Origin of the sequence: Mesorhizobium sp. M7D.F.Ca.US.004.01.2.1 (assembly GCF_003997785.1) — a bacterium.
Lineage (GTDB): Bacteria > Pseudomonadota > Alphaproteobacteria > Rhizobiales > Rhizobiaceae > Mesorhizobium > Mesorhizobium loti.
Genome location: NZ_RZRQ01000304.1, coordinates 1 through 7,156, shown reverse-complemented (window position 1 = coordinate 7,156; position 7,156 = coordinate 1). Strand labels below are relative to the sequence as shown.

Sequence of the window (7,156 nt, the reverse complement as noted above, 5' to 3'; positions counted from 1 at the left end):
AGCCGACACCGGGCGCCACCGCCACGTCGGCATGTTCGATGAGCAGCTTGGAGAATTCGAGCGAGCCGAGATGCCGGAACGGCTCCGGGATCGGCGCCCAGGCAAACATCGACGCAGCCGGTGCCGGAATGGTCCAGCCGGCGCGGCCGAAGGCATCGACCATCACGTCGCGGCGCTTGTGGTAGATGTCGCGGACCTCGGCGATGTCGGCGCCGTCGCCGTTGAGCGCGTGCGCTGCAGCCACCTGGATCGGCGTGAAGGCGCCGTAGTCGAGATAGGATTTCACCCGCGTTAGGGCCGAGATCAGCCGCTCGTTGCCGACGGCAAACCCCATGCGCCAGCCGGGCATCGAGAAGGTCTTCGACATCGAGGTGAACTCGACGCAGACGTCGATCGCGCCCGGAACCTGCAACACCGAAGGCGGCGGATTGCCGTCGAAATAGATCTCCGAATAGGCAAGGTCGGACAGGATGATGATGTCGTTCTTCTTGGCGAAGGCGACCACATCCTTGTAGAAATCGAGCGAAGCGACCAGCGCCGTCGGGTTCGACGGATAGTTGAGGATCAGCGCCAACGGCTTCGGGATCGAATGCTTGACACCACGCTCAAGCGCCGGGATGAAGCCATCATCGGGCTCCACCTGCAAGGAGCGGATGACGCCGCCCGACATGATGAAACCAAAAGCGTGGATCGGATAGGTCGGATTGGGGCACAGGATCACGTCGCCAGGCGCCGTGATTGCCTGCGCCATGTTGGCGAAGCCTTCCTTCGAGCCAAGCGTGGCCACCACTTGCGTATCGGGATTGAGCTTCACGCCGAAGCGCCTGTTGTAGTAGGCGGCCTGGGCGCGGCGCAGGCCCGGAATGCCGCGCGACGAGGAATAGCGGTGCGTGCGCGGATCGCGCACGACCTCGCATAGCTTGTCGACGATGGCCTTGGGTGTGGGCAGGTCCGGATTGCCCATGCCGAGGTCGATGATGTCGGCGCCGCGCGAACGAGCGCTGGCCTTGAGCCGGTTGACCTGCTCGAAGACGTAAGGCGGAAGCCGGCGAACCTTGTGAAATTCTTCCATGGCAGTTCCAGACAGCAAAGGGGGTATTGGGCGCGCGCTATATACTTATTTGCAGGTAGGGTCGAGGGCGGGGTCGCATTTGGCTTCGATCTGCTTCAGCGTTTCGTCGCCATGCTTCTTGGCGAGATCCGTCAGTGCCGCCTGGTTGGCGACCTTCGGACCGCCGCCTTTGGCTGCCTGCGCGTTCTCGTCCGCCTTCAATTGCGCAAGCTTGGCGTTCTTCTCGGCTTCGGTGAACTGCGGCGCCGCCACTTGCGGCTTGATGTTCAGGTTTGGAAAGGTGCCGGTATCCTTCGGCCCCGTCCCCGCAGCAATAGGCGTCGGGCCGCTCGTGTTGGCGCTCGAGCACCCGGCAATCCCCATGAGGACGATCGACGCGCCGATGCGGCAAAAACGTCCGGCACCGAAAAAAACAGTCTCGCCAATATTAATCGTCATATTGTTTCCTTGGCAGCCGAGGTAAGCGAGATTGGACCCGGTCGGATGTCCCATGTTAATATGTCAAGAAAAGGCCTCGGGAGGAACCCCGCCAACCATGTCCAAAACACCCGATTCGGGCAAAGCGGAAGATGACGAGCCTTCGACCGTCGAGCAATATCTGGTGAAGGACCCGGAACGCTTCGCTCTGAACATGGCGCGCATGATCGAGCAGGCCGGCAAGGCGGCGTCCGCTTGGGCCGAGCCGCGCGAAAAAGGCGACGTGCGCGATCACGTCGCCGAGCCGGTTGTCGACATGGTGAAGACCTTTTCCAAGCTCAGCGAATACTGGCTTTCCGATCCGCAACGCGCGCTGGAAGCGCAGACGCGGTTGTTCTCCGGCTACATGACGGTCTGGGCCAACGCCATTCAGCGCACTAGCAACGCCGCGGAAGCCACCGAAGACGCCGTCAAGCCGGAGCGCGGCGACAAGCGCTTCCTCGACCCCGAATGGGGCCGCAACGCCTTCTTCGATTTTCTCAAGCAGGCCTATCTCGTCACCTCGCGCTGGGCGGCCGATCTGGTCGAGCACGCCGACGGTCTGGACGAGCACACCCGCCACAAGGCCGGCTTCTACGTCAAGCAGGTGTCCAACGCCATCTCGCCGTCGAATTTCATCCTGACCAATCCGGAACTGTTTCGCGAAACCGTCGCCTCGAACGGCGAGAACCTGGTTCGCGGCATGAAGATGCTGGCTGAGGACATCGCCGCCGGCAAAGGCGACCTGAAGCTGCGTCAGGCCGACTATTCACCCTTCGAGATCGGCAGGAACATCGCCACCACCCCTGGCAAGGTGGTTGGCCGCAGCGATGTCGCCGAGATCATCCAGTATGACCCGGCGACCGAGACGGTGCTCAAGCGGCCGTTGCTGATCTGCCCGCCATGGATCAACAAGTTTTACATCCTTGATCTGAATCCCCAGAAATCCTTCATCCGCTGGGCGATCGAACAGGGCCACACCGTGTTCGTCATCTCCTGGATCAACCCGGACGAGCGCCACGGCGCCAAGGGTTGGGAGGCCTATATCCGCGAGGGCCTGCAATATGGCCTCGACACGGTCGAGAAGGCCACCGGCGAACGCGACGTCAACGCCATCGGCTATTGCGTCGGCGGCACGCTTTTGGCGGCAGCACTGGCGCTGATGGCGCGAGAAGGCGACGACCGCATCAAGTCAGCCACCTTCTTCACCACGCAGGTCGACTTCACTCATGCCGGCGACCTGAAAGTGTTCGTCGACGAGGAGCAGGTCGCCGCGGTGGAAAAATCGATGAGCGAAAAGGGCTATCTCGACGGCACCAAGATGGCGACCGCCTTCAACATGCTGCGCTCGGGCGACCTGATCTGGCCCTATGTCGTCAACAACTACATGCGCGGCAAGGATCCCCTGCCCTTCGACCTGCTCTACTGGAACGCCGACTCGACCCGCATGGGCGCGGCCAATCACTCTTTCTACCTGCGCAATTGCTATCTTGAGAACAATCTCTCGCGAGGCATGATGGAGCTGGCGGGCCACACGGTCTCGCTCGGCGACATCACCATCCCGATCTACAACCTCGCTTCCAAGGAAGATCACATCGCGCCAGCGCTTTCGGTATTTCTCGGCTCGAAATATTTCGGCGGCAAGGTCGAGTACGTGATGGCGGGATCGGGCCACATCGCGGGTGTCGTAAACCCGCCAGCATCCAACAAATACCAATACTGGACCGGGGATACGCCAACGGGCGACTTCGGCCAATGGGTAGCCAAGGCCACTGACCACCCAGGATCCTGGTGGCCGCACTGGCAGAGCTGGATAGAGGCCAAGGACAACACTCGCGTGCCGGCCCGCAAACCCGGCAAGCATATGAAAACCTTGGGGGATGCTCCCGGTACCTATGTGAAGGTGCGTGTGTAACGGACTGTAATGTCTGGTGAGTTGACGGGCCGGTAAAAGCGGGCGAAATGGTGTCGTCAACCATCAAGCAGCCCTAATTTGGCAATCACTGCAAAAATACTTTCAGGCTTGCGGATTTGACACAGGTCTCGTTTCCGGATCGGAGACAAAGGTCACCTTGACAGCGACGTATGCGTGCCGCGCCAAGGATACCGACCGGGCATCGAGGGGGAATTTGACTTTGAAATCAGCAGGATGGAGCCTCGCAAAGGGAGAACGCCGCGCCATTGTGGCAGCGCTCTGTTCCTTGCTTCTGGCCTCCTGCACCTCGGCTGGTGATCCGACAATGTCGGTCGGAATGCCCGGCTACAATGCCACTGCATCGGACATAAGTGCTGCCTCCAGCGGCAAGGCGACCGTCACTTCCGATTCGACCGAGCAGACGACCGTGATGACGGCAAGCGATACGGCGCTGCCCGAGAAGGTCGCCTATGTGCCGATGGCCAATCCCGCAGCCGCCTTTCCGCTGACCACTCCGGCCGGCGCCGAAACGATCGTCGGCAACACGCCGCAGTCGCTGACGCAGCAGGCACAGACGGCGCAGCAGAACGACACGGTTGCTCAGCAGATCGCAGCCGCCGACGCCGGTGTAAACGCGCAGAAGCCGACAGCTGCTCCGGCCATGAACAACCCGGTCTATGTGACGGCTGGCGAGATGCCCCAGGCCGAAGCACCAAAGAAAAAAGGCTTCCTGGCCTCGATGTTCGGCGCCACGCCGGCCTCGGCGACGCCCCTTATCAACACCCGATCGGGAGAGCAGCCCCCTGTGCAGGCCAAACCGGCATCGGAAGCGGCAAAGCCGATCATCACGCTCGCCTCGGCCAATTCCACGGCAAAGCCGGTGCAGTTGGCTTCGCTCGGCGGCGATACCAGCGGCCACATCACTGGTAGCGACGCCCTGCCCGGCGTGCGTCAGACAGCCCTGTTCGAAATCAAGCGCAAGTCCGGCATTGATGACGAAAGCGACGTCGACCTCAACGAGGATGAGGGGCCAGTCGGCGGCTCCTATCAGGTTGCGTCCGCCGCCGGCATGGCCCGGCTGGCGCCCAACGGGCTGCTCAAGCAGAACGAAAGCGTCGATGTGGCCTGCTTGAAGCCGTCGCTGGTGCGCGTGCTGAAGACGATCGAAGGCCACTACGGACGCAAGATGACGGTGACGTCAGGCTATCGCGACCCGGCCCGCAACCGGCGCGCCAACGGCGCCAAGAATTCGCTGCACATGTATTGCGCCGCCGCCGACATCCAGGTGCCCGGCGTTTCGAAATGGGAGCTGGCGAGCTACATCAGAAGCATGCCCGGCCGCGGCGGTGTCGGCACCTACTGCCACACAGAATCGGTTCACGTCGACGTCGGTCCGGAGCGCGACTGGAACTGGCGCTGCCGCCGGCGCAGCGGTGGTGGCGACGGCTAGCGGCAACTTCGTCATCCCCGGGCGAAGCAGGAGCGAAGCTCTGTCGCGAAGCCCCTGGGATCCATGCCAGGACAGTAGCCGACGAGTGCAGCAGAGCAGAATTCCGCACCTTGCCGGACATAGCGAAATCCTTGATTACAAGGCTCGGAAAAAAGTTGTCCAAGGTGGCACCTGACGGGTTGCCGGTTGCGCACAACGCCAGTATAAGCCGCTTCGTCTGAGCGCGCCCATCGTCTAGCGGTTAGGACACCGCCCTTTCACGGCGGTAACAGGGGTTCGATTCCCCTTGGGCGTACCAGGCTTTTCAATGTCTTAGTTAGTTTTGATACCGATGCGCCGAATAAACGCCGGCGGATTTCAGCGAACATTGGCTTTGAAGTTGGCCCATGAAGGTGATGCTGGACACAAATGTCTTCAACCATCTCGTGGAAGGTTCGATCGATCCTGCCCCAATCCCAGCAGAATGGGAGCCTGTGATCACGCATATCCAGAACGACGAAATCGAGCGGACATCCGATCCCACAAAGCGAAACGCTCTCCAAGCCATGGTCACCGCAGTCACGCATGTTCGAGTTCCGACCGAGACTGCGGTGTGGGGTATGTCTCGATGGGGTGAGGCGAAATGGACCGGCCCCGCATCCCTCTATAGCGAACTGAAGGATCAGCTGGACCGTGAGAAGAAAAGGCCGAGCAACAGCGCAGACGCCCTCATTGCCGACACCTGCATCCAGAACGGTTTTCTGCTCGTCACCAATGACCAAGCTTTGAAGAAAATCGCTAGCGCGAATGGTTGTGCCGTACTTGACCTGCGAAAGCCATGAGGCTGTCGTCGCCCTAGCCGTCCGGTGCCAATTGCGGTGCCAGTTCTTTCCTGTGACGGTCGATAGTCGGTATGGCGGGCGGGAAGATGGACTGGATCAATATTGCGGCTCTCGCAGTCGCCCTGATCGCCTTGGCGATGTCTGCTCATTTCTGGAGGCGTCAGTTTCGCCCACTCGTCACTGCGACGGTCAAAACCCATCGGGGGACATGGTCATCCAGAACGACTAGCACCCATACCCGGACCCAGCTCTGAGGAGGAGCCGGGGTCGGGACCAAAGGGATAGGGCGTTCTCCTTTTGAGGGAATCGCGAACCGTGAAGAGGCGGCGTATAGGTGGCCATCGTACAGTGAGGAGCCGTCACGATGCTCTTTGAACCGCTCACCCTGGACGGCCGAAAGCGAAGCGCCGCCTACCACGCAACACGGCTTTCGACCCTGCGCGGCCGCCTGGCGAAGAAGCTCGACCAGGTCGACCATGCGGCCGATCGGGTTGAACAGGCAGCGGCCGTTTTGGTCGAGGCCACCCGTCAACCTGACACGGACGTGACGATCGCACCTTCGGTAGTTTTGATGCATCTGGAAGCCAGTCAGACGCTCGGTCTCTGACCTTTGGGAAGCGGCGAATGTCCTCGCGCGCGCGGCTTTGGCGCCAACACAAGGAAGACGTAGGGCATGAGGCCCCACACCCCCATTCCGTTCAGCTTCGCGGACGGGCATGCTCGCTCGACCGTTCATGCAGCTGAGTCGCATTCTGCTCATGGGGAGGGAGCGTGGATAAACTAAACATAGGAGCTGATCAGGCTAAACTCTGGCGAGACCAGGCCCTGCGCGGTCGCCGGAGGCGTCTATCGCATAACGTCGTGTCGTGGGCGCTGATCCTGACGGCGATAATCATCCTCTGTGGTCTGATCGCGCTCAAGGCGTACAAGTAAGCAGCGCCCAGCGCGCGGTCTCGCCGATCGCTGTCCTGTCAGAGCCTAGCCGCCGACCAGCGGCACGGTAACGGTTGTCGCGTAGTTGATCGGGAAGGCGCTGAAGTAAGGGAAGTCGATGACAAAGGCGTAGGTGGCGGTCAGATGCGCCATGCGGAAGCCGCCGCTCGCCGGGTCGATGGCGATCGTGACGTTCACATCCTTCAAACCCAGGGCCTGCAATTTCTGAGTGGCGATCGATTGGATGTCGGCCTGGGTCAGCGTGTTCTGAAGCTGCAGCGAACGCGAGGACGTCTCCAGCGTATAGCGAACACTGGAGACCGAGTTCATCGACCAGCCGAAGGCGAAGATCCCGAACAGCAGCATGACGAGGAAAGGCGCGATCAGCGCGAACTCCAGCCCGGCCCCGCCCGATCGATCCCGCCCGAACGTGCTTGCCCTAGCGGACACGGATCATCTCCTGGTGACCGATCGTGGTGGAAGCAGCAAAGGCGCCGAAGGCAATGGGC

7 protein-coding genes and 1 tRNA gene are annotated in these 7,156 nt (G+C 61.3%); 5 read left to right on the top strand and 3 right to left on the bottom strand.

What is annotated here, in order from left to right:
* Window positions 1-1,072: LL-diaminopimelate aminotransferase (locus tag EN993_RS28320; RefSeq protein WP_127265424.1), on the bottom strand; the 1,072-nt coding region annotated here is incomplete at its 3' end.
* A 45-nt stretch (window positions 1,073-1,117) separates the two neighbouring features.
* Window positions 1,118-1,564 (bottom strand): hypothetical protein, encoded by a 447-nt coding sequence (locus EN993_RS28315; RefSeq protein WP_245462835.1) that lies wholly within the window; start codon window positions 1,562-1,564, stop codon window positions 1,118-1,120.
* A 43-nt stretch (window positions 1,565-1,607) separates the two neighbouring features.
* Here EN993_RS28315 and phaC point away from each other — a divergent pair, with 43 nt between their 5' ends.
* The 5 genes from phaC (at window position 1,608) to EN993_RS28290 (ending at window position 6,321) form a co-directional block, all read left to right on the top strand.
* Entirely contained in the window at window positions 1,608-3,443 is a 1,836-nt protein-coding gene (gene phaC, locus EN993_RS28310) for a class I poly(R)-hydroxyalkanoic acid synthase (RefSeq protein ID WP_109671541.1), read from the top strand.
* A 214-nt stretch (window positions 3,444-3,657) separates the two neighbouring features.
* Window positions 3,658-4,893 (top strand): YcbK family protein, encoded by a 1,236-nt coding sequence (locus tag EN993_RS28305; protein ID WP_127265423.1) that lies wholly within the window; start codon window positions 3,658-3,660, stop codon window positions 4,891-4,893.
* Between the two features lie 223 nt (window positions 4,894-5,116).
* Window positions 5,117-5,191, top strand: a tRNA-Glu gene (locus EN993_RS28300).
* A gap of 88 nt (window positions 5,192-5,279) precedes the next feature.
* A complete protein-coding gene (locus EN993_RS28295) occupies window positions 5,280-5,714 on the top strand; it encodes a hypothetical protein (protein WP_127265422.1) in 435 nt (144 codons plus the stop codon).
* A 364-nt stretch (window positions 5,715-6,078) separates the two neighbouring features.
* Window positions 6,079-6,321: a hypothetical protein gene (locus EN993_RS28290; protein ID WP_109671545.1), complete on the top strand. Its 243-nt coding sequence runs from the start codon at window positions 6,079-6,081 to the stop codon at window positions 6,319-6,321.
* A gap of 371 nt (window positions 6,322-6,692) precedes the next feature.
* On the opposite strand, the gene EN993_RS28280 is transcribed toward EN993_RS28290, so the two are convergent.
* Window positions 6,693-7,097 (bottom strand): TadE/TadG family type IV pilus assembly protein, encoded by a 405-nt coding sequence (locus tag EN993_RS28280; RefSeq protein WP_109671546.1) that lies wholly within the window; start codon window positions 7,095-7,097, stop codon window positions 6,693-6,695.
* Window positions 7,098-7,156: the final 59 nt, after the last annotated feature.

Excerpts from the sequence above, each read along its gene's own strand:
- phaC (WP_109671541.1), top strand. The coding sequence starts at position 1,608 with ATGTCCAAAACACCCGATTCGGGCAAAGCGGAAGATGACGAGCCTTCG.
- EN993_RS28295 (WP_127265422.1), top strand. The coding sequence starts at position 5,280 with ATGAAGGTGATGCTGGACACAAATGTCTTCAACCATCTCGTGGAAGGT.
- EN993_RS28290 (WP_109671545.1), top strand. The coding sequence starts at position 6,079 with ATGCTCTTTGAACCGCTCACCCTGGACGGCCGAAAGCGAAGCGCCGCC.
- EN993_RS28315 (WP_245462835.1), bottom strand. The coding sequence starts at position 1,564 with ATGGGACATCCGACCGGGTCCAATCTCGCTTACCTCGGCTGCCAAGGA.